Annotated in this window: 24 protein-coding genes and 1 riboswitch; of the genes, 13 read left to right on the top strand and 11 right to left on the bottom strand. The window is 71.8% G+C overall.

Annotated features, from left to right (window positions below):
* On the bottom strand, positions 1-1362 hold the full coding sequence (gene aroA / locus ESG85_RS24995) for a 3-phosphoshikimate 1-carboxyvinyltransferase (protein WP_128982992.1): 1362 nt from the start codon (positions 1360-1362) through the stop codon (positions 1-3).
* A 20-nt stretch (positions 1363-1382) separates the two neighbouring features.
* On the bottom strand, positions 1383-2078 hold the full coding sequence (locus tag ESG85_RS24990; protein WP_128982990.1) for a M50 family metallopeptidase: 696 nt from the start codon (positions 2076-2078) through the stop codon (positions 1383-1385).
* 50 nt (positions 2079-2128) lie between these two features.
* On the opposite strand from ESG85_RS24990, the gene ESG85_RS24985 reads away from it, so the two are divergent.
* The 8 genes from ESG85_RS24985 (at position 2129) to def (ending at position 9874) form a co-directional block, all read left to right on the top strand.
* A complete protein-coding gene (locus ESG85_RS24985; protein ID WP_128982988.1) occupies positions 2129-2944 on the top strand; it encodes an SOS response-associated peptidase in 816 nt (271 codons plus the stop codon).
* A 194-nt stretch (positions 2945-3138) separates the two neighbouring features.
* A complete protein-coding gene (locus ESG85_RS24980; RefSeq protein ID WP_128983044.1) occupies positions 3139-3771 on the top strand; it encodes an alpha/beta hydrolase family protein in 633 nt (210 codons plus the stop codon).
* Positions 3772-4026: 255 nt separating this feature from the next.
* Positions 4027-4674, top strand: a complete 648-nt coding sequence (locus tag ESG85_RS24975; protein WP_219825218.1) for a sigma-70 family RNA polymerase sigma factor — start codon at positions 4027-4029, stop codon at positions 4672-4674.
* 6 nt (positions 4675-4680) lie between these two features.
* Positions 4681-4992, top strand: coding sequence for a mycothiol system anti-sigma-R factor (rsrA, locus tag ESG85_RS24970; RefSeq protein ID WP_128982984.1), 312 nt, complete (start codon positions 4681-4683; stop codon positions 4990-4992).
* 275 nt (positions 4993-5267) lie between these two features.
* Complete coding sequence (locus ESG85_RS24965) at positions 5268-6755, top strand: HD-GYP domain-containing protein (protein WP_246095271.1); 1488 nt, start codon at positions 5268-5270, stop codon at positions 6753-6755.
* Positions 6752-8116 carry an HD-GYP domain-containing protein gene (locus ESG85_RS24960; RefSeq protein WP_128982982.1) on the top strand — a complete coding sequence of 455 codons (1365 nt, stop codon included), beginning with the start codon at positions 6752-6754 and terminating at the stop codon, positions 8114-8116. Before ESG85_RS24965 ends, ESG85_RS24960 begins: the two co-directional genes overlap by 4 nt.
* Positions 8117-8195: 79 nt before the next feature.
* On the top strand, positions 8196-9176 hold the full coding sequence (locus ESG85_RS24955) for a tetratricopeptide repeat protein (RefSeq protein WP_128982980.1): 981 nt from the start codon (positions 8196-8198) through the stop codon (positions 9174-9176).
* 68 nt (positions 9177-9244) lie between these two features.
* The gene (def, locus tag ESG85_RS24950) at positions 9245-9874 is read left to right on the top strand and encodes a peptide deformylase (protein ID WP_128982978.1); all 630 of its coding nucleotides are present in this window, start codon (positions 9245-9247) and stop codon (positions 9872-9874) included.
* On the opposite strand, the gene ESG85_RS24945 is transcribed toward def, so the two are convergent.
* From ESG85_RS24945 to ESG85_RS24915, 7 genes are all read right to left on the bottom strand, one after another.
* A complete protein-coding gene (locus tag ESG85_RS24945) occupies positions 9850-10278 on the bottom strand; it encodes a ribosomal maturation YjgA family protein (protein WP_246095268.1) in 429 nt (142 codons plus the stop codon). The genes def and ESG85_RS24945 overlap by 25 nt on opposite strands.
* A gap of 158 nt (positions 10279-10436) precedes the next feature.
* Positions 10437-11456: a ribonucleotide-diphosphate reductase subunit beta gene (locus ESG85_RS24940; RefSeq protein ID WP_128982976.1), complete on the bottom strand. Its 1020-nt coding sequence runs from the start codon at positions 11454-11456 to the stop codon at positions 10437-10439.
* Positions 11456-13804 (bottom strand): ribonucleoside-diphosphate reductase subunit alpha, encoded by a 2349-nt coding sequence (locus ESG85_RS24935; RefSeq protein ID WP_128982974.1) that lies wholly within the window; start codon positions 13802-13804, stop codon positions 11456-11458. The genes ESG85_RS24940 and ESG85_RS24935 overlap by 1 nt, the downstream gene beginning before the upstream one ends.
* 130 nt (positions 13805-13934) lie before the next feature.
* Positions 13935-14057, bottom strand: a riboswitch (cobalamin riboswitch).
* Between the two features lie 47 nt (positions 14058-14104).
* On the bottom strand, positions 14105-14614 hold the full coding sequence (locus tag ESG85_RS24930) for a GNAT family N-acetyltransferase (protein WP_128982972.1): 510 nt from the start codon (positions 14612-14614) through the stop codon (positions 14105-14107).
* An 87-nt stretch (positions 14615-14701) separates the two neighbouring features.
* Positions 14702-16327 (bottom strand): monocarboxylate uptake permease MctP, encoded by a 1626-nt coding sequence (mctP, locus tag ESG85_RS24925; protein ID WP_128982970.1) that lies wholly within the window; start codon positions 16325-16327, stop codon positions 14702-14704.
* Positions 16324-16578 carry a DUF3311 domain-containing protein gene (locus tag ESG85_RS24920; RefSeq protein WP_128982968.1) on the bottom strand — a complete coding sequence of 85 codons (255 nt, stop codon included), beginning with the start codon at positions 16576-16578 and terminating at the stop codon, positions 16324-16326. The genes mctP and ESG85_RS24920 overlap by 4 nt, the downstream gene beginning before the upstream one ends.
* A 116-nt stretch (positions 16579-16694) precedes the next feature.
* Positions 16695-17459 (bottom strand): GntR family transcriptional regulator, encoded by a 765-nt coding sequence (locus ESG85_RS24915; RefSeq protein WP_128983038.1) that lies wholly within the window; start codon positions 17457-17459, stop codon positions 16695-16697.
* A 284-nt stretch (positions 17460-17743) separates the two neighbouring features.
* On the opposite strand from ESG85_RS24915, the gene ESG85_RS24910 reads away from it, so the two are divergent.
* The 4 genes from ESG85_RS24910 to ESG85_RS24895 all read left to right on the top strand — a co-directional run bounded on the left by ESG85_RS24910 (position 17744) and on the right by ESG85_RS24895 (position 22579).
* A complete protein-coding gene (locus ESG85_RS24910) occupies positions 17744-19036 on the top strand; it encodes an extracellular solute-binding protein (RefSeq protein ID WP_128982966.1) in 1293 nt (430 codons plus the stop codon).
* 127 nt (positions 19037-19163) lie between these two features.
* Positions 19164-20186, top strand: coding sequence for a carbohydrate ABC transporter permease (locus ESG85_RS24905; RefSeq protein WP_128982965.1), 1023 nt, complete (start codon positions 19164-19166; stop codon positions 20184-20186).
* A complete protein-coding gene (locus ESG85_RS24900; protein WP_374050270.1) occupies positions 20183-21052 on the top strand; it encodes a carbohydrate ABC transporter permease in 870 nt (289 codons plus the stop codon). Before ESG85_RS24905 ends, ESG85_RS24900 begins: the two co-directional genes overlap by 4 nt.
* 9 nt (positions 21053-21061) lie before the next feature.
* The gene (locus tag ESG85_RS24895; protein WP_128982963.1) at positions 21062-22579 is read left to right on the top strand and encodes a glycoside hydrolase family 3 protein; all 1518 of its coding nucleotides are present in this window, start codon (positions 21062-21064) and stop codon (positions 22577-22579) included.
* Between the two features lie 122 nt (positions 22580-22701).
* On the opposite strand, the gene nagB is transcribed toward ESG85_RS24895, so the two are convergent.
* Together nagB and ESG85_RS24885 are read right to left on the bottom strand one after the other, a co-directional pair.
* Positions 22702-23487 carry a glucosamine-6-phosphate deaminase gene (nagB, locus tag ESG85_RS24890; RefSeq protein WP_128982961.1) on the bottom strand — a complete coding sequence of 262 codons (786 nt, stop codon included), beginning with the start codon at positions 23485-23487 and terminating at the stop codon, positions 22702-22704.
* A gap of 201 nt (positions 23488-23688) precedes the next feature.
* Positions 23689-24441 carry an SDR family oxidoreductase gene (locus tag ESG85_RS24885; RefSeq protein ID WP_128982959.1) on the bottom strand — a complete coding sequence of 251 codons (753 nt, stop codon included), beginning with the start codon at positions 24439-24441 and terminating at the stop codon, positions 23689-23691.
* Between the two features lie 83 nt (positions 24442-24524).
* Here ESG85_RS24885 and ESG85_RS24880 point away from each other — a divergent pair, with 83 nt between their 5' ends.
* Entirely contained in the window at positions 24525-25127 is a 603-nt protein-coding gene (locus ESG85_RS24880; protein ID WP_128982957.1) for a TetR/AcrR family transcriptional regulator, read from the top strand.
* The last annotated feature ends 73 nt before the right edge of the window (positions 25128-25200 follow it).

Below are 25200 nucleotides of genomic sequence, written 5' to 3'. Positions count from 1 at the left end.
TCAGACTCCGAGCATTTCGGTCCACATCCTCGGGAAGTCCGGCAAGGTCTTCTCCGTCGTCGCCACGTTCTCGATCTCCACACCCTCCACGGCCAGGCCGATGATCGCGCCCGCGGTCGCCATCCGGTGGTCGTGGTACGTGTGGAAGACGCCGCCGCGCAGCGGGCGCGGGCGGATGTGGAGACCGTCCTCGGTCTCCGTGACGTCGCCGCCGAGACCGTTGATCTCCTTGGTCAGCGCCGCCAGCCGGTCCGTCTCGTGCAGCCGCAGATGGGCGACGCCGCGCAGCGTGGACGGCGAGTCGGCGAGCGCGGCGACGGCCGCGATGCCCGGCGTCAGCTCGCCGACCTCGCCCAGGTCCACGTCGATGCCGTGGATCTTCCCGGAGCCGGTGAAGGTCAGGCCCCGCTCGGTCAGCTCGCAGGAGCCACCCATCTCGGTGAAGATCTCCCGCAGCGCGTCACCGGGCTGGGTGGTCCGCTCCGGCCAGTCCGGCACCGTGACCCGGCCGCCGGTGACCAGCGCCGCGGCCAGGAACGGCTGGGCGTTCGACAGGTCGGGCTCCACCACGAGGTCCCGGCCGAGCAGCGCCGACGGCGTCACCCGCCACACGTCGGGGCGCCCGCCGTGCTCGGGCTCGTCGACCTGGGCGCCGACCGCCCGCAGCATGTCGACCGTCATCCGGATGTGCGGCAGCGAGGGAAGCCGGCCGCCGACGTGCCGCACCTCCACGCCCTGGTTGAAGCGGGCGCCCGAGAGCAGCAGGGCGCTGACGAACTGGGACGACGAGGAGGCGTCGATCTCCACGACACCGCCCTCGACACCGCCCGCCCCGTGCACGGTCATCGGCAGCGCCCCGCGCCCGTCGTCGTCGATGCGGGCACCCAGCGCGCGCAGCGCGTCGATCACGCCGTGCAGCGGGCGCTCGTGGGAACGCGGGTCGCCGTCGAAGCGCACCGGGCCGTCGGCCAGGGCCGCGACCGGCGGCAGGAAGCGCATGACGGTGCCCGCGTTGCCGACGTCCACGGCCGCCGGGCCGCGCAGCCCGGCCGGGATGACCCGCCAGGCCTCGCCGCCCGTACCGCCGGCGTCCGGGCCGCCCGCGGCGGAGGAGCTGGACGACACCGTCTCCTCGATCCTCACGCCGAGGGCGCGCAGGCCCTCCGCCATCAGCAGCGTGTCGCGCGAGCGCAGCGGGCGGCGCACCCAGCCCGGCTCGGCGGCCAGCGCGGCCAGCACCAGGGCGCGGTTGGTGACCGACTTCGATCCGGGCACGGTGACGGTGGCGTCGACGGCGCCGCCGGCATGAGGGGCGGGCCAGAGGCCGGTGAGCGGATCGGTGGACGCGGGGCTTTCGGTCATGCCCTCACTTTACGGGGGAGTCACCACGCCAGGAGCCAGCGGAAGCCGCCGATCAGGGCGCTCAGGGACACCGTGTGGAAGAAGAACAGCCACAGCGCGGCGGGCACGTGGGTGAGCCGGGAGAGCTGGTCGGCGTCCGAGTCCCCGGCGCCGCCGTGCCGACGCTTGGCCTGCAGTTCGAACGCCGGTCGGACCCCGCCGAGCAGCAGGAACCACACCGCCGCGTACGCGAACACGGACTGCACGTCCGGGGCCGCCAGCCAGGACACCAGCAGGAACAGCGCGCCGGTCAGCAGGACCGTGAAGATCCCGTACGCGTTGCGCACCATCACCAGGAGCGCCAGGAGCAGCGCCGTGGCCAGCCAGAGCAGCAGCGTCACGTGGTGCGAGGCGAGCAGTGCGGCGCCGCCGAGGCCGAGCAGCGGGGCGGCGGTGTACCCGGCGGCGGCCGTGAGGATCATGCCGAACCCGGTGGGCCGGCCCCGCGAGACCGTGAGCCCGCTGGTGTCCGAGTGCAGCCGGATCGACTGGAGGCGCCGGCCGGTGAGCAGGGCCACCAGGCCGTGGCCGCCCTCGTGGGCGATGGTGATCGCGTTCCTGGACAGCCGCCATATGGGGCGCGGCACGACCGCGGCGAGGGCGGCGACCGCCGTGGCGACCACGATCCACGTGGCGGGCGCGGGCTGGGTGCCGAGGAGGTCGAGTTCGGGGCTCATTTCGCGGACGGGCTCCTCGGTCGGGGTCGGGACCTGGCAGTGTGGCACTTATGTGCGGACGGTATGCGGCGAGCAGGCGCCCCGAGGATCTGGTGGACGCCTTCGAGGTCGAGAAGTGGGAGCCGGAGGAGACCCTGGCCCCCGACTGGAACGTGGCCCCGACCAAGGAGGTCTACGCGATCCTGGAGCGTCCCCTCAAAGACGCGGAATCGCGCCGGCCGGTTCGCCAGATGCGGGTCCTGAAGTGGGGGCTCGTGCCGTCCTGGGCGAAGAGCCCGGAGGGCGCCGCCCGGATGATCAACGCGCGCGCGGAGACCCTGCACGAGAAGCCCTCCTTCAAGAAGGCCTTCTCGGCCCGCCGCTGCATCCTGCCCGCCGACGGCTATTACGAGTGGGTCACCGCCGCCGAGGAGCGGGAGCTGGAGGTCGAGGGCAGGAAGAAGCGGCCCCGCAAGCAGCCGTACTTCGTGACCCCCGCCGACGGCTCGGTCTTCGCCATGGCCGGGATCTACGAGTTCTGGCGCGACCGCACCCTGCCCGACGACCACCCGCAGGCCTGGTGGGCGACCTGCTCGGTGGTCACCACCGAGGCCGAGTCCGGCCCGCTGGGCGTGGCACCGGCCGAGGGTCCGCGCTCGCTCGCCGACATCCACCCCCGGATGCCGCTCATGCTGACCCCCGACCACTGGGACGCCTGGCTCGACCCGTCCCGCACCGGCCTCGACGAGCTGCGCTCGCTGCTCGCCCCGCCGCCGGAGGGCCTGATGCGCGCCTACCCGGTCGCGACCGCCGTCAGCAACGTGCGGAACAACGGACCCGAACTCCTGACGGAGCTGGAGGGGCCGGAGGTGGCGACGCTCTTCTAGGAGGGCGTGCGTCGAAAGTCCCGCCTGCCCGGCGGCGCCCGGCACGCACGCTCGCCGCGCTGTCGGGTCGCCCCGACACGCACCGGACACCGCCGGGCCCGCCCTTCGGGCGGACGACGCTCCTGTCGACACACGCCCTGGCGGGCCGTGATCCGCGCCGCGGATCGCGCGCCGGGCAGGATGGGCGGGTGACCGTGACGAAGAGCGAGACCGTTCCGACCGACGCCGGGGACGCCCGGATCACCTGGCACGCCGCGAAGGAGCCGTGGACCGTGCTCGCCGTGAGCCACGGCGCCGGCGGCGGCATCGAGGCCCGCGACCTGCGGGCGCTGGCCGCGGCGCTGCCGGCCGAGGGCGTGACCGTGGCGCTGGTCGAACAGCCCTGGCGGGTCGCCGGCAAGAAGGTCGCGCCCGCGCCGAAGACCCTGGACACCGGGTGGCGCGGCCTGTGGCCCGCGCTCACCGCGCCCGGCCTGCCGGTGATCGCCGGCGGGCGCAGCGCCGGAGCCCGGGTGGCCTGCCGCACCGCCCACGAGCTCGGCGCGAGCGCCGTCCTCGCCCTGAGCTTCCCGCTGCACCCGCCCGGCAGGCCGGAGAAGTCCCGAGGTGACGAACTGCGCGGCGCCGGCGTGCCGACCCTGGTCGTGCAGGGCGGCAACGACCCGTTCGGCAGGCCCGACGAGTTCCCGCCGGGCGACCACGCCCTCGTCGAGATCCCGTACGGCGACCACGGCTTCGCCGTGCCGAAGCGGGCCCCGCTCACGCAGGACGAGGCCCTGGACATGATCATCCGCGAGGTCGGCGGGTGGATCGCGTCACTTCGCTGACCGCCCGGCGACGCCGGGAATGCCGAGCCCCAGGCCGCTGTTGTGAGGGACGTCGGTACAGCCGGAACAAGGAAGCAGGGAGTCCGTCGCATGGGTTCGACCATCTGCCCGCAGCGCCCGCAGGCCGCTGACCTGGACTGGACGGTACTGCCCGCGCCCAGGAGCGCGCCCGTTCGGGCGGCGGACGGAGCGGTTCCTCGTCTATCCTCCGAAGCGAGCGGGTCCGCGTTCGGGTTCGCCGCAGCGCTGGAGGAGGTGGGTCCGGTCACCGGTACCGACACAGGGACCGACGAAGGCCCCGAGGAGACGACCGAGGAGCGCAACGCGCGCTTCGAGCGGGACGCCCTCGGCTACCTCGACCAGATGTATTCGGCCGCCCTGCGCATGACGCGCAACCCCGCGGACGCCGAGGACCTGGTGCAGGAGACCTACGCGAAGGCGTACGGCTCCTTCCACCAGTTCCGCGAGGGCACGAACCTGAAGGCGTGGCTGTACCGCATCCTCACGAACACCTTCATCAACTCGTACCGCAAGAAGCAGCGTGAGCCCCAGCGTTCGGCTGCCGAGGAGATCGAGGACTGGCAGCTCGCCCGCGCCGAGTCGCACATGTCGACCGGACTGCGGTCCGCCGAGTCCCAGGCCCTCGACCACCTGCCGGACTCGGACGTGAAGGAAGCGCTGCAGGCGATCCCCGAGGAGTTCCGCATCGCCGTCTATCTGGCCGATGTCGAGGGCTTTGCGTACAAGGAGATCGCGGACATCATGGGTACACCCATCGGTACGGTGATGTCCCGGCTGCACCGGGGCCGCCGCCAGCTGCGCGGCATGCTCGAGGACTACGCCCGCGATCGCGGGCTGGTTTCCGCGGGCGCCGGTGAGTCGTCGCACGATCTGAAAGGCTAGGGGCTCATGAGCTGCGGAGACCCGCACGAGACGGACTGCTCAGAGGTCCTGGACCATCTCTACGAGTTCCTCGACCGAGAGATGCCCGACGGCGAATGCACCAAGTTCGAGGTGCACTTCGAGGAGTGCTCCCCGTGCCTGGAGAAGTACGGCCTCGAACAGGCCGTGAAGAAGCTGGTCAAGCGCTGCTGCGGCAGTGACGACGTGCCGGTCGACCTGCGCTCCAAGGTCATGGGCCGGATCGAACTGATCCGCTCGGGCCATCTGGTGCCCGAGCAGGACGTGGCCGCGCCCTCCGCGACGCCGCAGGAGCAGTAGCCGCGGGACGCCGACGCGGCCACGAGGCATGTGGGCGACGGCACGCAGGTCACGCGCGCAGACCGCGCCACACGGACCGCGCGACACGGACCGCGCCCCGCAGACCGCGTCAGGTGGACCACGGCGCGCAGCACCCCTCCGTGTGTGACGGGAGCCGGGCGAGGACATCGCCCGGCTCCCGGTCCGTCTGTCGCACCATCCGCTTGTATCACCCGATGGTGCGAAAAGCCCCTGCACGGCCGCTCCGCGCACCCCGACTCGCTAGCGTGACAGCCGTGATGGTGGTCCCGCGATCGGCGCGCGTGCTCGTCGGCTGTGCCCTGCTGGCCGCCGCCGCGGTCACCCTGCCCGCCTTACGCCCCGGCACGTCCTGGCCGACCGTGCTGCTGCTCGCGGCGCTCCACCCGGTCTGCGCGCTGCCCGCCCGCTGCCGGCTCGCCGTCCGGGTCCTCGGCGGCGGCCCGGACCGCGTCCCCGCACTGCCCGGCACGGGCTCCTTCTTCCCCGTCCTGCTCACCGCCGCGCTGCTGCTGCCGCCCGCCGCCGCCGCGCTCACCGCCCTGCCCGGCGCCCTGCTCGCCCGCGTCGAGCGCCCGCCCTTCGGCCTCCGCCGGGCCTGGCGCGCCGCCCGGCTCGCCCTCGCCGTAGGGGCCGCCGCGCGGGCCGGCCAGGCCCTCCGCTGCCCCGATGCCCTCGGACTCGGGCCGGACACCCCCGACTTCCCGTACGTCCTGCTCCCGGCCGGAGCCACGGCCCTCACCTTCTGCCTGGCCCTCGCCGCCCTCGACGGCGCCATCCGCGCCACCGCCGAACAGTTCCCGCTGCGCACCGCCTGGCGGGGCCTGCTCGGCCGGTTCCTGGCCCCGCACACCGTCCACGGCCTCGCCGGCCTCATGATGGCCGTCCTCTGGCGCAGCAGCTACGGCCCGGCGGCCGCCCTCTTCGTCCTGCTGCCCATGTACATCTCCTGCTGGGGCTTCGCCCAGTACCACCGGGAGCGCGCCGCCCACCAGGCCACCATCCGGGCCCTCGTCCAGGCCGTCGACATCAAGGACCGCTACACCCGCGGCCACAGCGAACGCGTCGGCCACGCCTCCGTCCTGATCGCCCGTGAGCTCGGCATGGACGAGCCCCGTCTGGAGGTCGTCCGCTTCGCCGGCATCCTCCACGACGTCGGCAAGCTCGGCGTCCCCACCCGCGTCCTGCGCAAGGACGGACCCCTCACCCCCGAGGAACGCCGGATCATCGAACTCCACCCCGAGTACGGGCACGAGATGGTCCGCGGCATCGGTTTCCTCGGCGAGGCCCGCACCGCGATCCTCCACCACCACGAACGCATGGACGGCTCCGGCTACCCGTACGGCCTCAAGGGCGAGCAGATCCCGGAGTACGCGCGCGTGGTCGCCGTGGCCGACGCCTTCGACGCCATGACCTCCACGCGCTCCTACAGTCGCGCCCGCCCGGTCGAGACGGCCCTCGCCGAGCTGCGGCGGTGCTCGGGCAGCCACTTCGACCCGCGCATGGTCGAGGCGCTCACCCGGGCGCTCCACGACCACGGCTGGCAGCCCGAGGTCACCGCCGGCGAGCCCACCGTCCCGGCCCCCAGGAACCCGCGGGCCGCCCAGGCGCCGCCCCAGCCCCCCGCGAGCCGCACCGACCCCGCGGACCGGGCAAACCCGACGGACCTGACGGGCCCGACGGGCCCGACGGACCGGACGAATCCGGCGGGCCCGCGAGCCCGCCGCGGCCGGCGGCCGGCATGAAGGCCGCCGGTTCCGGGCGGGCCGGTTCCGGGCGGGCTGGTGGCGCCCGTACGAGGACCGCCGGCGTCGGGCGGCCCCGTACGAGAACCAGGGGCGTCAACCCGGCCCGCACCGGAGCCACCGGCGCCCGGACCGCCACCGCCGTTCACGGCGCCGCCCTCCTGCTCACCCTCACCGCCCTCGGCCTCACCTTCTGGCACGGTCTCGACGAGCCGGCGAACGCCCTGGCCTTCGGCGTCCTCATCGCCTTCGGCGAGCTCGCCCGCTGGGGCGCCCGGCCCGGCGAGCGGGAACCGGCCCCGCTCGCCACCGCCGGCGCGCTCGCCTACGCCCTGCTCGGGCAGAACGCCGGCAAGACCACCACCCACGGCGTCCTCCAGACCGTCGCCGTGGTCGTCGCCGCCGGCCTCGCCGGAACGGTGCCCCACCTCGCCCGCGGCCGCGACCCCGACCTGGACCACCTGGCCCGCCGGGTCCTCACCGTCGCCTTCGCCGCCGCCTGCTTCCAGCCCCTCTACAACGCCGGCGCCGTCACCGCCCGCCTCGGCCAGGGCCCGTCGCACGTCCTCTTCCTGGTCCTGCTGCTCCTCCTCACCGCCCTGTGCGACGCCGTCCTCGCCGCCCTGCTGCACCGCGCCCGCACCGGCCACCCCTACGCGCCGCTGCTCCGCGACGAGCTGCGCGCCCTGCCCGGCATCGGCTCCGCCGTGTGCGCCACCGGCGCGGTCATGGCCCTCGCGGTGGCCGTCGCCGGACTCTGGGCGCTGCCCGTCCTCGCCGTACCGCTGGTCCTCACCCAGGTCTCGTTCCGGCGGTACGCGGCCGTGCGCACCACCAGCCGGCAGACCATCGCCTCCCTCGCCCGCGCCACCGAGATCGCCGGCTGCACCCCGCCCGGCCACGCCCACCGGGTCGCCGCGCTCAGCCGCGCCGTGGGCCGCGAGCTCGGCCTCTCCGGGCCCGAGCTGACCGTCCTGGAGTCCGCGGCGCTCATGCACGACATCGGGCAGCTCTCCCTCGTCGACCCGGTGGCCGGCGGCGCCACCGCCCCGCTGCCCGCCGAGGAACAGCGCCGGATCGCCCTGCTCGGTGCCGCCGTGGTGCGGCAGACCGGGGTCCCCGAGGCCGTCGCCCGGATCGTCGAGCGGCAGGCCGATCCGTACCGTGAGCAGCCCCTTCCGGCCAGGATCGTGCGGGCCGTCAACGCCTACGACGACCTCGCCGCCGACCGCGCGTGCGGCGGCCTCGGCGCCCTGGAACGGCTCCGGCTCGGCACCGCCCGCGACTACCACCCCGACGTCGTGGAATCGCTCGCACGCGTTCTCGCACGCGGCGGCGTCACCCCAGCTCCTCCGGGGTAACCCATGGGTAATGAGCGCGTGTCCGACCGGGCATGGTTGGATGCGAACAAGAGGGTGAAGCGACCGGCAGGCGGGAATCGTGAGGATCTTCGGGAAGGTACGGCATCGGCCCTCCGCCTCGTGGCGGCAGGCCACCGACCGCGCGTTCACGCTGATCGGCGACGGCCGGTACGAGGACGCGGGCGCGCTGCTCACGCGCGCGGCGGACCTGGAGCCCTGGCTGTCCGAGTCCTGGTTCAACCTGGCCCTGCTGCACAAGTTCCGGCACGACTGGGAGCAGGCCCGCGCCGCAGGGCTGCGCGCCGTCGCCCTGCTCGACAAGGAGTCCGGCGCCCCCGACTGGTGGAACGTCGGCATCGCCGCCACCGCCCTGCAGGACTGGCCGCTGGCCCGCCGCGCCTGGCAGGCCTACGGGCTCAAGGTCCCCGGAGCCGCCTCCGGCACCGGCGAGCCGGCCGGCATGGAACTGGGCAGCGCCGCCGTGCGGCTCTCCCCGGAGGGGGAGGCCGAGGTCGTGTGGGGCCGCCGCCTCGACCCGGCACGCATCGAGGTCCTGTCCATCCCGCTGCCGTCCTCGGGCCGCCGCTGGGGCGAGGTCGTCCTGCACGACGGCGTCCCGAACGGCGAGCGCACCACCAGCGCCGGCCCCTCGTACCCCGTCTTCGACGAGATCGAGCTGTGGGCGCCCTCGCCCGTCCCCACCTGGGTGGTCCTCCTGGAGGCCGCCACCGAGGCCGACCGGGACGCCCTGGAGCAGCTCGCCGCCGACGCGGGCTTCGCCGCCGAGGACTGGTCGTCCTCCGTCCGGCTGCTCTGCCGCGCCTGCTCCGAGTCGACGATGCCCAGCGCCGAGGGCGAGGGCGAGCACCTGGACCCGCACGACCACAGCGAGCCCGGCCACCCCGGCCCGCTCGGCCACCGCTCGCCCGGCGAACTGTGGGTGCCGGAGCGCGAGTGCGGCATCGCCGCGCCGGCCGGGCTGGTCCGCGGGCTGCTCGACGGCTGGGTGGCGGACAGCCCGGACAGCCGCGAGTGGCGTGATCTGGAAGAGGTCTGCTGAGGCCGGTGGGCTCGGGCCCGTAGGCTGTCCTCCGACGGAATCGGGTTTTCAGAAGGGCGCGGCCGGACATGGCGCAGCAGGAGACGGACGAGCAGATCAACGACGGCTTCGTCGTGGACACGGAGGACTGCGAGGCGCGTGAGCTCGCCCACCGCGAGCGGGGCACCTCGCGCCCGATCACGGTCGTCGGCAACCCCGTGCTCCACCGCGAGTGCAAGGACGTCACCGAGTTCGGCGACGAGCTCGCCCAGCTGATCGACGACATGTTCGCCAGCCAGCGCACCGCCGAGGGCGTCGGCCTCGCGGCGAACCAGATCGGCGTCGACCTCAAGGTCTTCGTCTACGACTGCCTGGACGACGAGGGCGTCCGGCACGTCGGCCACGTGATCAACCCGGTCCTCCAGGACCTCCCGGCCGACCGCCGCCACCTCGACGACTCCAACGAGGGCTGCCTCTCGGTCCCGACCGCGTACGCCTCGCTGGCCCGCCCGGACTACGCCGAGGTCCACGGCAAGGACATGCACGGCAACGACATCAAGGTCCGCGGCACCGGCTACTTCGCCCGCTGCCTCCAGCACGAGACGGACCACCTGTACGGCTTCCTGTACATCGACAAGCTCTCGAAGCGCGACCGCAAGGACGCCCTCCGCCAGATGTCCGAGGGCACCCCGCGCTACCCGGTCGTCCCCAACGACTGACCCGGGCCCCGTCGGGTGCGTACGGCGCGGTGGACGGTCCATCCGAACGCCGCGCCGACCGCGTACCAGAGCAGATCCGGCGCGTTGAACGATGTCCCCAGGACCAGCCGGGCGAGCGGGGCGTGCGTCGCCAACTGCGCCGGGATGCCGCTCAGCTGGAAGAGTTCCACGGCGCAGCTGAACCCGAGGGCGGCGCTCGCCGCGATGCCCGGCCGGATCCGTGGCGCCACCAGCACCACGAGCGTCAGGACCAGCACGGTGTAGAGCGCGTCCCCCGCGTGCTCGGCGACGGGCCCCCGTCCCACGGAACGGATTCCCAGCCCCGCCGCGACGACCGCCAGGCCGGCACCGGCCGTCCACAGCCGGGCCCGTACGGGGCCCACTTCTTCGGGGCGTTCCGTCACGGTCCGGCCTCCTGCTCGACGTCGTAAGGGATCCCGCCGGTGGTCGCGCCGGACCGGCGGGTGGAGAAGCCTGCTGCCGGCGTGCGCCGGTGCGCCGAAGGGCCCCGCTCTCCCCCCGTGGTGGAGCGGGGCCCTTCGGCGTTCTCGGAACGCGGGTCCTAGAAGTCCTCGTCCAGGTCCACCGAGCCCTCGACCGCCACCTGGTAGGCGGACGGGCGGCGCTCGAAGAAGTTGGTGAGCTCCTGGACGCCCTGGAGCTCCATGAAGCCGAACGGGTTCTCCGAGCCGTACACCGGCGCGAAGCCCAGCCGGGTCAGGCGCTGGTCGGCGACGCACTGGAGGTACTCGCGCATCGACTCGGTGTTCATGCCCGGCAGGCCCTCGCCGCACAGGTCCCGGCCGAACTGGAGCTCCGCCTCGACGGCCTCCTTCAGCATGTCGGTGACCTGCTGCCGCAGCTCGTCGTCGAAGAGCTCGGGCTCCTCCTTGCGGACGGTGTCCACGACCTCGAACGCGAAGTTCATGTGCATGGTCTCGTCCCGGAAGACCCAGTTCGTCCCCGTCGCCAGGCCGTGCAGCAGGCCGCGGCTGCGGAACCAGTACACGTACGCGAAGGCGCCGTAGAAGAACAGGCCTTCGATGCAGGCGGCGAAGCAGATCAGGTTCAGGAGGAAGCGGCGGCGGTCGGCCTGGGTCTCCAGGCGGTCGATCTTCTCGACCGAGTCCATCCACCGGAAGCAGAACTGGGCCTTCTCGCGGATCGACGGGATGTTCTCCACGGCCGCGAAGGCCGCCGCGCGGTCGTCCGGATCGGGCAGGTAGGTGTCGAGCAGCGTCAGGTAGAACTGGACGTGCACGGCCTCCTCGAAGAGCTGGCGCGACAGGTACAGGCGCGCCTCCGGGGAGTTGATGTGCTTGTACAGCGTCAGGACCAGGTTGTTCGCCACGATCGAGTCGCCGGTCGCGAAGAACGCGACCAGGCGGCCGATCATGTGCTGCTCGCCGGGGGACAGCTTGGCGAGGTCGGCGACGTCCGAGTGGAGGTCGACCTCCTCGACGGTCCAGGTGTTCTTGATGGCGTCGCGGTAGCGCTCGTAGAAGTCCGGGTAGCGCATCGGACGGAGTGTCAGTTCGAAGCCCGGGTCCAGCAGGTTCTTCTCGGTGTTCGTCGTGCTCATCACTGGCAGGCCTCGCAGGACTCGGGGTTCTCAAGGGAGCAGGCGACGGCGTCGGGGTCGGCGACCTGCTGGACGGGGATGGTGGTGGCCTGGGCGGCGCGGGCGATGCGGGTCGCCGGGCGCGAGCGCAGGTAGTACGTCGTCTTCAGACCCTGCTTCCAGGCGTACGCGTACATCGACGACAGCTTGCCGATGGTCGGCGTCTCCATGAACAGGTTCAGGGACTGCGACTGGTCCAGGAACGGGGTGCGGGCGGCGGCCATGTCGATCAGGCCGCGCTGGGGGATCTCCCAGGCCGTGCGGTACAGCTCGCGGACCTCGGCCGGCACCCAGCCGAAGCCCTGCACCGAGCCGTTGGACTCGCGCAGCGCCTCGCGGGTCTGGGCGTCCCACACGCCGAGCCGCTTCAGCTCGTCCACCAGGTACGAGTTGACCTGGAGGAACTCGCCGGACAGCGTCTCGCGCTTGAAGAGGTTGGAGACCTGCGGCTCGATGCACTCGTAGACACCGGCGATGGAGGCGATGGTCGCGGTCGGCGCGATGGCGAGGAGGAGGCTGTTGCGCAGACCGGTGGCGGCGATCCGCTCGCGCAGCGCGGCCCAGCGCTCCGGCCAGGCCGGCTCGACGTCGTAGTGGTCGGGGTGCAGGACGCCCCGGGCGGTGCGGGTCTGCTCCCAGGCGGGCAGCGGTCCGCTGCGCTCGGCGAGGTCGGCGGAGGCCTCGTACGCGGCGAGCATGATCCGCTCGGCGATCCGGGTGGACAGGGCGCGGGCCTCGGCCGAGTCGAAGGGCAGCTTCAGCTTGAAGAAGACGTCCTGGAGGCCCATGGCGCCCAGGCCGACCGGACGCCACTTGGAGTTGGAGCGGCCGGCCTGCTCGGTCGGGTAGAAGTTGATGTCGACGACCCGGTCGAGGAAGGTGACCGCGGTGCGGACGGTGGCGTCGAGCCGCTCCCAGTCCATGTCGTCGCCGGAGACGAAGGCGCCGAGGTTGACCGAGCCGAGGTTGCAGACGGCGGTCTCGTCGTCGTTGGTGACCTCGATGATCTCGGTGCAGAGGTTCGAGGAGTGGACGACGGTGCCGGGCAGCGCGGTCTGGTTGGCGGTGCGGTTGGAGGCGTCCTTGAAGGTCATCCAGCCGTTGCCGGTCTGCGCGAGGGTGCGCATCATCCGGCCGTAGAGGTCGCGGGCCGGCATGGTCTTGCGGGCCAGGCCCGCCGCCTCGGCCTTGCGGTAGGCGGCGTCGAACTCCTCGCCGTACAGGTCGACGAGCTCGGGCACGTCGGCCGGGGAGAACAGCGACCACTCGGCGTCCGCGTTGACCCGGCGCATGAACTCGTCCGGGATCCAGTGCGCCAGGTTGAGGTTGTGCGTACGGCGGGCGTCCTCGCCGGTGTTGTCGCGGAGCTCCAGGAACTCCTCGATGTCCGCGTGCCAGGTCTCCAGGTAGACCGCGGCGGCGCCCTTGCGGCGGCCGCCCTGGTTGACGGCGGCGACGGAGGCGTCGAGCGTCTTCAGGAACGGGACGATGCCGTTGGAGTGGCCGTTGGTGCCGCGGATGAGCGAACCGCGGGCGCGGATGCGGGAGTACGACAGGCCGATGCCGCCGGCGTGCTTCGACAGGCGGGCGACCTGGTGGTAGCGGTCGTAGATGGAGTCCAGCTCGTCCTGCGGGGAGTCCAGGAGGTAGCAGGAGGACATCTGCGGGTGGCGGGTGCCGGAGTTGAAGAGCGTGGGGGAGGAGGGCAGGTAGTCGAGCCGGCTCATCAGTCCGTACAGCGCGGCCACTTCGTCCACCGCGCGCACCGAGTCGTCCTCGGCGAGGCCGGAGGCGACGCGCAGCATGAAGTGCTGCGGGGTCTCGATGACCTTGCGGGTGATCGGGTGGCGCAGCAGGTAGCGCGAGTAGAGGGTGCGCAGGCCGAAGTAGCCGAAGCGGTCGTCGGCGGCCGCGTCGATCGTCGCGTCGAGCCGGGCGGCGTGCGCGGCGACGAACTCGGCGGTGCGGTCGGCGATGAGGCCCTCGCGGTGGCCGACGGCGACGGAGGCGGAGAAGGACACCGCGCCCTGACCGGCCGCCTCTTCGGCGATGGTGAGGGTCAGCAGCCGGGCGGCGAGCCGGGAGTACGCCGGGTCCTCGGCGATCAGCCCGGCGGCGGCCTCCGTGGCGAGCTCGCGCAGCTCCGCCTCGTCCGAGCCGGCGTGCCGGCCGCGGAGCGCGGCGGCGGCGACCTTGCCGGGGTCGGTGTCCGGGAGGTCGGCGGTGAGATCGGTCAGGGTGCGCAGCAGCGCGGTCCCGGGGCCGTCGTTCTCGATCGCTGCGGCCGGATCGGCGGGCGCGATGGTCACGTGGGGGCTCTCCCTCGCTCGGCTCGGGGCCAGGGCGGGGAGGCGGGAACGGGCGGGCCGCACGCACGGCCGCGCCGCGTCCACCGGCCCACTCCGCGAGGCCCGGACGTCTGTGGCACCCGGAACGGACGGACCGGGTGCGCCGTCGGCAGGTCCTCGGACTCACGTCACACGAAAACGCACGAAGCACACCGTTGCGGGACAGTTCCGGATTTCCACCGGATTCCCCTGCGGCGACAGCGAGGTAGAGCATACATGTGGGGGGCGCCTCCCATGGCACCCCCCACATGTTGTGTGTCGTCAGCGAGCGCTCAACTCCAGGGAGTAGGTGCGCAGCAGATGGCCGGGGACCGGCGCCCAGTCCCGCTCAGGAGTGCGGACGAAGCCGAGCCGTTCGTATATCCGGTGCGCCGCGGCCATCACATCGGCGGTGGAGAGGACGAGCCGCGCACAGCCGGGCACGGCCCGCGCCCGGTCGGCGCAGGCCCGTACGAGGGCTTCGCCGACGCCCCGGCCGCGGGCGGCCGGGGCGACCACCAGCATCCGGAACTCCGCCTCGCCGACGACCGCGATGTCCGCCCAGGGAGTGCCGCCGAGGGCGAAGGTCACCCCGCCGATGACCCGGCCCTCGGCGTCGACGGCGACGAGCACCTCGCTCTCGCGCGCCCGCCGGGCCGTGTCGCGGAGCACGGCCAGGTAGAAGTCGTCCTCCCCGTGGAGCAGCAGCCCGTCGTTCAGATAGGTCAGCGCGGTGAGGTCACCGAGCTCCTCGTACTCCTCGGGCCGTACCGCCCTGATCGTGAAGTCCATGCCGGCCAGTCTGCCCCGGACGCGGCTCCGCCCGCCCCCGGGATGTCCGGGGACGGGCGGAGAGCCGCGTCCGGCATGGGTGCGGGATCAGTGGCCGGCGGCGCCGACCTTCGGCAGCTCGGTGGCGACGCCCGCGTCACCCGCGTCGGCCGTGTAGTCCGCCGGGGAGGTCTCGTCGACGCCCTCGGGCGCCTTGGCGGCCTTGAGGACGAAGGTGAGGACGACGGTGACGAGGACGTTGAGGACGAAGGCGGTGAGGGCGATGTAGCCCATCTCGCCGATGCCCGGGATCTCCGCCGAGGAGCCGCCGAAGTGCTTCTGGGCGGGGCTCGCGACCCCGTAGGCGGTCCAGGTGCCGTAGATCATGCCGACGGCCCAGCCGGCGAGCAGCGCCCAGCGGTGCATCCAGCGGGTGAACAGGCCGCCGACCAGGGCCGGGAAGGTCTGCAGGATCCAGATGCCGCCGAGGAGCTGGAAGTTGATCGCGACGGTCTTGTCCATGGTGAGGACGAAGACCAGGGCGCCGACCTTCACCAGGAGCGACACCAGCTTGGAGACCTTGGTCTCCTGGGCCGGGGTGGCGTCCTTCCTGATGAAGTCCTTGTAGATGTTCCTGGTGAAGAGGTTGGCGGCGGCGATCGACATGATCGCGGCGGGCACGAGCGCGCCGATGCCGATGGCGGCGAAGGCGACGCCCGCGAACCAGGCCGGGAACATGTTCTCGAAGAGCTGCGGGATGGCCAGCTGGCCGTTGGTCACCTTCACGCCGGCGGCGATCGCCATGAAGCCGAGGAGCGCGAGCAGACCCAGCATCAGCGAGTACAGCGGCAGGATCGTGGTGTTGCGGCGGATGACCTCGCGGCTCTTGGAGGAGAGCGTCGCGGTGATCGAGTGCGGGTACATGAAGAGCGCGAGCGCCGAGCCGAGCGCCAGCGTCGCGTAGGTCCACTGGCCCGCCTCGCCGGGCACGAGGGCGCCCTTCGGCTTGCCCGTGGCCGGGTTGGTCTGCCCGTACGCCTCGCTCGCCCTGGCGAAGATCTCGTCGAAGCCGCCCAGCTTGATGGGGATGTAGATGATCGCCACCGCGATGACGATGTAGATGAGCGTGTCCTTGACGAAGGCGATGAGCGCCGGGGCGCGCAGGCCGGAGGAGTACGTGTACGCGGCGAGGACGCCGAAGGCGATGAGCAGCGGCAGGTCCTTGACGAACCAGTTGGTGTTCTCGCCGCCGCCGACGCCCATCACGTCCAGCACGGCCTGGATGCCGACGAGCTGGAGCGCGATGTACGGCATGGTGGCGAGGATGCCGGTGACGGCGACCGCGAGCGACAGGCCCTTGGAGCCGAAGCGGCCGCGGACGAAGTCCGAGGTGGTGACGTAGCCGTGCTTGTGGGAGACCGACCACAGGCGCGGCAGGAAGGTGAAGATCAGCGGGTAGACCAGGATCGTGTAGGGCACGGCGAAGAAGCCGGCCGCGCCCGCCGCGTAGATGGCCGCCGGGACGGCGACGAAGGTGTACGCGGTGTAGAGGTCGCCGCCGAGCAGGAACCAGGTGATCCAGGTGCCGAACGAGCGGCCGCCGAGGCCCCATTCGTCGAGGCTGTGCTCGTTCTCGGCCTTGCGCCAGCGCGCGGCCAGGAAGCCCATGACCGTGACGGCCAGGAAGAAGAAGACGAAGACGCCGAGCGCCACGCCGTTCACGCCGTCGTTCACCGCGACGCACCTCCCTTGCGGGCGCGCTGGTCACGCTGCCACAGCTTGTAGGCGACCATGGTGAGCGCGGTGGACACCACGACCCAGAGCATCTGGTACCAGTAGAAGAACGGGACGCCGACGAAGGTGGGTTCCACCTTGGCGTACGAATCGACCCAGAGCATCGCGACGAACGGCGCGAACAGGCAGAGCGCGATCACCACTCTGACCGGTGTGATGACCGGTTGTTTCCCTTGTGTGGCTTCTGACATGGCGAAACCGTCCCCTCAACTGATCACCTCGTAATGCCGAGGAAATCTAGGGGACGGTTTCGTTTCTAGGAACCCCTGTCCGTATAACGGATCAGTGGTCAATCGCCTTGTGCGGATCAGCCGTTCGGGCGCTGCAGGCGGGCCACGAACTTGTAGCGGTCGCCGCGGTAGACGGAACGCACCCATTCGACCGGTTCGCCGTTGGCGTCGAGCGAGTGGCGGGAGAGCATCAGCATCGGCAGGCCGACGTCGGTGCCGAGCAGGCCGGCCTCGCGCGGGGTGGCGAGGGAGGTCTCGATGGTCTCCTCGGCCTCGGCCAGGTGGACGTCGTACACCTCCGCGAGTGCGGTGTACAGCGAGGTGTACTTGACCAGCGAGCGCCGCAGCGCGGGGAAGCGCTTGGCGGACAGGTGGGTGGTCTCGATCGCCATCGGCTCGCCGCTGGCGAGCCGGAGCCGCTCGATGCGCAGGACCCGTCCGCCGGGGGAGATGTCGAGGAGGCCGGCGAGGGTGTCGTCGGCGGTGACGTAGCCGATGTCGAGGAGCTGCGAGGTGGGCTCGAGGCCCTGGGCGCGCATGTCCTCGGTGTACGAGGTGAGCTGGAGGGCCTGGGAGACCTTGGGCTTGGCCACGAAGGTGCCCTTGCCCTGGATCCGCTCCAGGCGCCCCTCGACGACCAGCTCCTGCAGGGCCTGGCGGACCGTGGTGCGCGAGGTGTCGAACTCCGCGGCGAGCGTCCGCTCGGGCGGGACCGGGGTCCCGGGCGGCAGGGTCTCCGTCATGTCGAGCAGGTGCCGCTTCAGCCGGTAGTACTTGGGCACGCGCGCGGTACGGGTGGCGACGCCGCCCTCTGTCTCGGTGTTGCCCGCGTCCGTGGCCATGGCCTGCCTCTCCGACTCCTGTGCTGCTGCCGTCACCGGCTCCTCCGTCTGTCGCGGCTCACATGGTGGCACGGACCGGTCACGGGTCGTCGCCCTCCCTCAGGTGTCGGTCCGATAACGGACGCGACTGCCCTTCTTATACACCCTTGACACCCCTAAAGGTCTAGGCCAAGCTCCGGGTACTGGTCTAAACCATTAAAGACCAGGTCCCAGCCCCACAGCATTACTACGACGTATGTCTTCGCGCGGTGGTGGGGGGAGCAGGCATCCCTGAGGAGGGTGGCGTGAAGCGCAAGCTCATCGCGGCGATCGGCGTCGCGGGCATGATGGTCAGCATTGCCGCGTGTGGTTCCGGCAGTGGTGACAAGGGGGACAAGGGCAAGGCCGACGGCGGCGCCAAGTCCCTCACCGTCTGGGTGATGGAGGGGTCCGCGCCGGCCGGCTGGACCGACGAGATCAACAAGGCCTTCGCGGCCAAGCACCCCGGTGTCACGGTCAAGGTCGAGACGCAGCAGTGGACCGACATCCAGACGAAGGTCACCGCCGCCCTCTCCGAGGACACCCCGCCGGACGTCCTGGAGCTCGGCAACACCCAGACCGCCGGCTACGCGGCCACGGGCGGCCTCGCCGACCTCACCGGTGACAAGGCCAAGCTCGGCTACGACAGCTGGAACAAGGGCATGCTGCCCTCGAACGAGCTGGACGGAAAGCTCTACTCCGCCCCGTGGTACGCCACCAACCGCGTGGTCATCTACGACAAGGCCGCCTACGCGAAGGCCGGCGTCACCCCGCCGAAGACCCGCGCCGAGTGGATCGAGGGCCTGAAGAAGCTCAAGGCCGCCGACCCGAAGTCGCAGCCGATCTACCTGCCCGGCCAGAGCTGGTACGTCCTCGCCGGCTTCATCTGGGACGAGGGCGGCGACCTCGCGGTCAAGGACGGCGACAAGTGGAAGGGCAGCCTCTCCTCTCCCGAGGCCGCGGCCGCCATGAACTTCTACAAGGAGCTCGCGTCCTACTCCACCGCTCCGAAGGACAAGGACGAGGCGACCCCGCAGCAGTCCACCGACGTCGTCCCCAAGGGCGGCGTGGCGTCCTGGATCGGTCTCGGCTGGGAGGCCGGCGGCGCGATCGACGCCCTGAAGAAGGCGGGCAAGACCGCCGACTTCGGCTACTTCCCGATCCCGGGCAAGACCGCCGACAAGCCGGGCTCCGTCTTCTTCGGCGGCTCCAACCTCGCCGTGGCCGAGCGCTCCCAGAACAAGGACCTCGCCAAGGAGTGGCTGGCGATCGCCGCGAGCAAGGAGCTCCAGGCGAAGTACGCCGAGCTGGCCGGCGGCGCGTCGCTTCCCAACAACGACGCCGCGCAGTTCGCACCGGCCGCCGGTTCCTTCGCCGAGGCCATGAAGCAGGCCGCCTCCGTCGGCAAGATCACCCCGGTCACCCCCGGCTGGGCGAACGTCGAGACCGCCCCGAACCCGGTCAAGGACTTCATGACGAAGGTCCTGCAGGGCACGGACCCGAAGGCCGCCGGTGAGGCCGCCGACAAGGTCATCAACGAGCGCATCAACCAGCAGTGATCACGGCCCGGCGGTGCGGTCCGGTGACCCGGACCGCACCGCCGGCGCTCCGCAGTGTGCGGCGGCCCGCTCCCCAGGGCCGCTTCCCGGTGGGCACGGGAGCCCCAGAACCGCGAGGAAGAAGATCATGACCGTGGACTCCCCGGGGACGGCGACCGCCGGTCCCCAGGACGCGCCCGGAAGGGCGGCACGGAAGTCTCAGACCCCGCCGGCCCCCGCCGGCCCGAAGGAAGTCCGTCAGCCCTCGCGGGGGAGACGCTCCCTGCCCGGCGGGCTGGTGCCGTACCTGCTCGTCGCCCCGGCCCTGGTGTCGATGGCACTCCTGCTGCTCTACCCGCTGATCCGCAACGTGGTCCTCTCCTTCCAGCAGCTGAACCGGAAGGAGTTCATCACCCACGAGACGGTGTGGATCGGCTTCGATAACTACACCGCACTGCTCGGCGACCCCGACTTCTGGACCGTCGTCGTCCGCTCGGTCGTCTTCACCGCCGTCAACGTCATGCTGATCATGGCCGTCGGCACCGGCATCGGCCTGCTCCTCAACCGCCTCGGCAAGAAGATGCGGCTGGTGCTCTCGCTCGCCCTGGTCTTCGCCTGGGCCATGCCGATCGTCGCCTCCGTCACCGTCTTCCAGTGGCTCTTCGACGAGCAGTTCGGCGTCGCCAACTGGGTGATGCGCACGCTGGGCTTCTCCGGCTACGAGCAGCACAACTGGTTCGAGACCGGCTTCTCCACCCTGGTGATCTCGCTGCTCCTGCTGGTCTGGGGCTCGGTCCCGTTCGTGGCCCTCAACATGTACGCCGCCCTCACCACCATCGGCAGCGAGCTCTACGAAGCCGCCAAGATGGACGGCGCGAACGGCTGGCGCACCTTCTGGGCCGTGGTCTTCCCGAACCTCAAGCCCTTCTTCCTGGTCACCACGTTCCTGGAGATCATCTGGATCTTCAAGGCGTTCACCCAGATCTACGCGATGAACAAGGGCGGCCCCGACCGAGCCTCCGAGACCCTGCCGGTCTTCGCGTACATCGAGGGCGTCGGCCAGTTCCACTACGGCGTCGCCGCGGCCGTCTCCGTCCTGACGATCGTGATGCTCGTCGCGATCATGTCCTTCTACTTCCGCCTGATCCTGAAGCAGGAGGAGCAGCTGTGAGCGCCACCACCAGCCCGGCCCCGAAGAAGTACCGCGCGAGGAAGCGGATCACGGCCGGAGCCGTCGTCAAGAACGTCTCCGCCCTCGTGATCGCGGCGGTGTTCGTCTTCCCGGTCTACTGGATGTTCTCGTCCTCGCTGAAGCCGCAGCACCAGATCCTCACCAAGGACCCGGTCTTCGCCTTCACGCCGACCTTCGAGAACTACACGACCGCCACCGGCGTCGACCTGTTCTGGACCTACGTCACCAACAGCCTCGTGGTGACCCTGGGCGCGGTGCTCGTCGCCCTCCTCGTGGCCCTCCTCGCGAGCTTCGCGCTCGCCCGGATGAAGTTCCGCGGACGCAAGGGCATCGTCCTCGTCGTGATGATGGCGCAGATGGCCCCCTGGGAGGTCATGGTCATCGCGATGTACATGATCTCCCGTGAGAACGACATGCTGAACAGCATCCCGGTCCTCACGCTGATCTACTTCGTGATGGTCCTGCCCTTCACCATCTGGACCCTGCGCGGCTTCATCGCCGCCGTCCCGGTCGAGCTGGAGGAGGCCGCCCAGATCGACGGCTGCACCCGCGGCCAGGCCTTCCGCAAGGTCATCTTCCCGCTGCTCGCCCCGGGCCTGATGTCGACCTCGATCTTCGGCTTCATCACGGCCTGGAACGAGTTCGCCATGATCCTCCTGCTCAACAAGGACAAGGAGTCCCAGACGCTGACGCTCTGGCTGACCCAGTTCCAGACCGCGTTCGGCAGCGACTGGGGCGCCACCATGGCCGCCTCGACCCTCTTCGCGCTCCCTGTCCTGATCGTCTTCCTCTTCCTCCAGCGCAAGGCCGTCGGCGGCATGACCGCCGGCGCGGTGAAGGGATAACGGCGCCTCATGACCACGCTCGCAACCGCCCCGGACACCCTGACCAGGGACGCGCTCACCGTCCTCCAGCCGGGCTTCGTCGGCACCACCGCGCCCGACTGGCTGCTCCGGCGGATCGCCGAGGGACTGTCCTCGGTCGGCCTCTTCGGCCGGAACATCGTCGCCCCCGGGCAGCTCGCCGCGCTCACCGCGCGGCTGCGCGCCGAGCGCGAGGACGTCCTGGTCGCCATCGACGAGGAGGGCGGCGACGTCACCCGCCTCGAGGTGAAGGAGGGCTCCTCCTTCCCCGGCAACTACGCCCTCGGCACCGTCGACGACGTCGAGCTCACCCGGGCCGTGGCCCGTGAGCTCGGCCGCCGGCTCGCCGAGTGCGGCGTCGACCTCAACTGGGCGCCGTCCGCCGACGTCAACTCCAACGCCGACAACCCGGTCATCGGCGTGCGCTCCTTCGGCGCCGACCCCGGGCTCGTCGCCCGGCACACCGTGGCCTACGTCGACGGCCTGCAGTCCGTGGGCGTCGCCGCGTGCACCAAGCACTTCCCCGGGCACGGCGACACCAACGTGGACTCCCACCACGCGCTGCCCCGGATCGATGTGGACCTCGACACACTGCACGCCCGTGAGCTGGCACCTTTCCGCGCGGCCATCGCCGCGGGTACCAAAGCCGTGATGAGCGCGCATATCCTGCTCTCCGCGCTCGACCCCGACCGGCCGGCCACCCTGAGCCCGCAGATCCTCACCGGACTGCTGCGCCGGGAGCTGGGCTTCGAGGGGCTGATCGTCACCGACGGCATGGAGATGCAGGCCATCTCGTCGACGTACGGCATCGAGCGCGGATCCGTCCTCGCGATCGCCGCGGGCGCCGACGCCATCTGCGTCGGCGGCGGGCTGGCCGACGAGGACACCGTACTGCGACTGCGCGACGCGCTGGTGAACGCGGTACGGACCGGTGAACTGCCCGAGGAGCGGCTGGCCGACGCCGCGGCGCGCGTGCGCGCCCTGGCGGCCTGGACCCAGTCGCACCGGGCCAGGGGGGTATCGGGGCCGGGCGCGGCACGACAGGAGGGGACCGCGCCCGGCACCGAGGTCGGCCTCGTCGCGGCCCGCAGGGCCCTGAAGGTCACGGCGGGGGAGCGGGTCCACGAGCCGCTGACCACCGCGCCCTACGTGGCCTCCTTCACGCCCGTCGCCAACTTCGCGGTCGGCGACGAGACGCCCTGGGGCATCGCCGCCGAACTGGAGCGCCTGCTGCCCGGCACCACGACCGGCTCCTACGGGGCCGAGGCCTCGGTGGACGCCGTCCTGGCCGCCGCGGGGGACCGGCGCGTGGTCGCCGTCGTCCGTGACGCCCACCGGCACCCGTGGATGTCCGGCGCCCTGGACGCCCTGGTCGCGGCCCGCCCGGACACGGTCGTGGTGGAGATGGGCCTGAACGAGTCGGCGCCCCGCGGCGCCCTCCACATCGCCACCCACGGCGCCGCCCGCGTCTGCGGCCGCGCGGCGGCCGAGGTCATCACGGGCCGGTAACCCGGCGACCCGCAAGCGCCACGCGAGAGGGGCCCGGCACCCGATCCTCACGGATCCGGGTGCCGGGCCCCTCTCGCGTGGGCCGGGACAGGCCCGTGGGCCACGGCAGGCCGCGCGGTGGATCAGATGCCCTGCCAGGAGGGCTTGTTCGCGTAGGTGTGGCGGAAGTAGTCCGCGAGCTTCAGCTTGGAGGCGGCGGCCTCGTCCACGACCACGGTCGCGTGCGGGTGCAGCTGGAGCGCCGAGGCGGGGACCAGCGCGGCGACCGGGCCCTCGACGGTCTGCGCCACGGCCTCGGCCTTGCCCTCGCCGGTGGCGAGCAGCACCAGGTGGCGGGCCTCCAGGATGGTGCCGATGCCCTGGGTGATCACGTGGTGCGGCACCTGCTCGATGTCGTCGTCGAAGAAGCGCGCGTTGTCGACCCGCGTCTGCTCCGTCAGCGTCTTGATCCGGGTCCGGGACGCCAGCGAGGAGCAGGGCTCGTTGAAGCCGATGTGCCCGTCGGTGCCGATGCCCAGGATCTGGAGGTCGACGCCGCCCGCCTCGGCGAGCGCCCGGTCGTAGGCCTCGCAGGCCGCCTGGACGTCCTCGGCCGACCCGTCGGGGCCCATGAAGGCGTCCTCGGAGAGCCCGAGCGGCTCGACGACCTGGCGGAGCACCGTGGCCCGGTACGACTCCGGGTGCCCGGTGGGCAGGCCCACGTACTCGTCCAGCTGGGCGATCCGGGCCCGGGAGGCGTCCACGGAGCCGGCCTTGACCTGCGCGGTCAGGGCGTCGTAGATGGGCAGCGGGGTCGAGCCGGTGGCCACGCCGAGCAGCGCGTCGGGCTTGCGGCGCAGGAGGCCGGCGATGCCGTCCGCGATGAGCTCGCCGCCCGCCTTGGCGTCCTTGACGATGACAACTTCCACGCTGAGCCTGCCGATCTGGTGAGGGGCTGGAAAGAACTAGGTGGTATAGACCAATCTAAGTCCAAATCTAGCAGAGCGCGGGCCGTCCGCCCATGCCGTTCCGCCCCGCGGACGGGCTCTGTTCCATCGTCGGCCGCACCCGTCCCACCAGCCACTCGAACCCCTCGGCTCCGGCGCGCTCGGGCAGTGGTCCGCCGCGGGTCAGTCGAGGGAGCCTCCCGTCGCGTCGATCCACTGGCCCGTCACCCAGCGCGCGTCGTGAGAGGCCAGGAAGGCCACCACGTCGGCGATGTCCTCGGGGGTGCCGACCCGGCCGAGGGCCGCCATCGCCGAGGCGCCGGCTATCGCCTCCTCGTCACCCCGCAGCCAGTGCGCGTTGATGTCGGTGTCGACGATGCCGGGCGCCACCGCGTTGACCGTGATCCCGCGCGATCCGAGCACCTTCGAGAGATCCCGGGTGAAGACGTCCAGGGCGCTCTTCGACATCGCGTACGCGATCAGGTCCGGCATCTTGGCGGAGTGCGACAGGCCCGTCGACACGTTCACGATCCGGCCCCCGTCCCGCAGCCGCTCCGCGCCCAGCTGCGCCAGGAAGAACGGCGCCTTGGTGTTGACCGCGAAGATCCGGTCGTACTCCTCCTCGCCGATCGTGGCGAAGGGCCGCGTGGCCCCGATCCCCGCGTTGTTCACCAGGATGTCGAGGCCGTCCGCGTGGGCGTCGAACGCCGTCCACAGTGCCTGGGCGTCGCCCGGGACCCCGAGCTCCTGGCCGATCGCGAACGCGTCGCCGCCGGCCGCGGTGATCGCCGCGACCGTCTCCTTCGCCGCCGCCTCGTTGCTCCCGTAGTGCACCGCGACCCGCGCGCCGTCCCGGGCCAGCCGCTCCGTGATCCCCCGCCCGATGCCCCGGCTGCCGCCCGTGACCAGTGCCGTCTTCCCCTTGAGCACGCCCATGACGACGCCCCCTCGCATTTCCTAGTGGTCGTTACAGAAAGACCGTACCCCACGTTCCGTAGTGCCCGCTATAGAATTTCGCCATGACGACCAAGCAGCGCGGCCGCCCCCGCTCCTTCGACCGTCCGACGGCACTGGAGCGGGCGACGATGGCCTTCTGGGAGCACGGGTACGAGACGACCTCCGTCGCCGACCTCACCCGGGTCATGGGGATCAGCGCGCCGAGCCTCTACGCGGCCTTCGGTGACAAGAAGACGCTGTTCGAAGAGGTCGTCGAGGCGTACGCGGGCTCGTACGGGGCCTTCGGCGGGCGGGCCCTCGCCGAGGAGCCGACGGCGCGCGGCGGCATCGGCAGGATGCTCAGGGAGGCCGCGGCGCTGTACACGGACCCCGACCACCCGCGCGGCTGCCTGATGATCTGCGCGGCGATCAACTGCTCGACCCCCGAGGTCGAGCAGGCCCTCCGCGAGCGGCGGAACGCCAACATCGCGCGGTTCGAGAAGCGGATCTGCCAGGACGTCGAGTCGGGCGAGCTGCCGCCCGGCACGGACGCGGTCGCTCTGGCCCGCTTCAGTGGTGCCGTCCTCCAGGGCATGTCCCAGCAGGCCCGCGACGGGGCGACGAAGGAGGAGCTGGAGGCGCTGGCCGAGCTGGCGATGCGGGCCTGGCCGGCCCCGCGCCCGTAAGCCCGCCGCGTTCGTAAGCCCGCCGCGCCCGTTTAGCCCGCCGCGCCCGGCCCGGCGCCCGTACGGCGGCCCT

It is taken from the genome of Streptomyces roseicoloratus, from assembly GCF_004117935.1.
GTDB classification, from domain to species: domain Bacteria; phylum Actinomycetota; class Actinomycetes; order Streptomycetales; family Streptomycetaceae; genus Streptomyces; species Streptomyces roseicoloratus.
The sequence above is the reverse complement of the archived record's forward strand: the minus strand, read 5'-3'. Positions and strand labels throughout refer to the sequence as shown.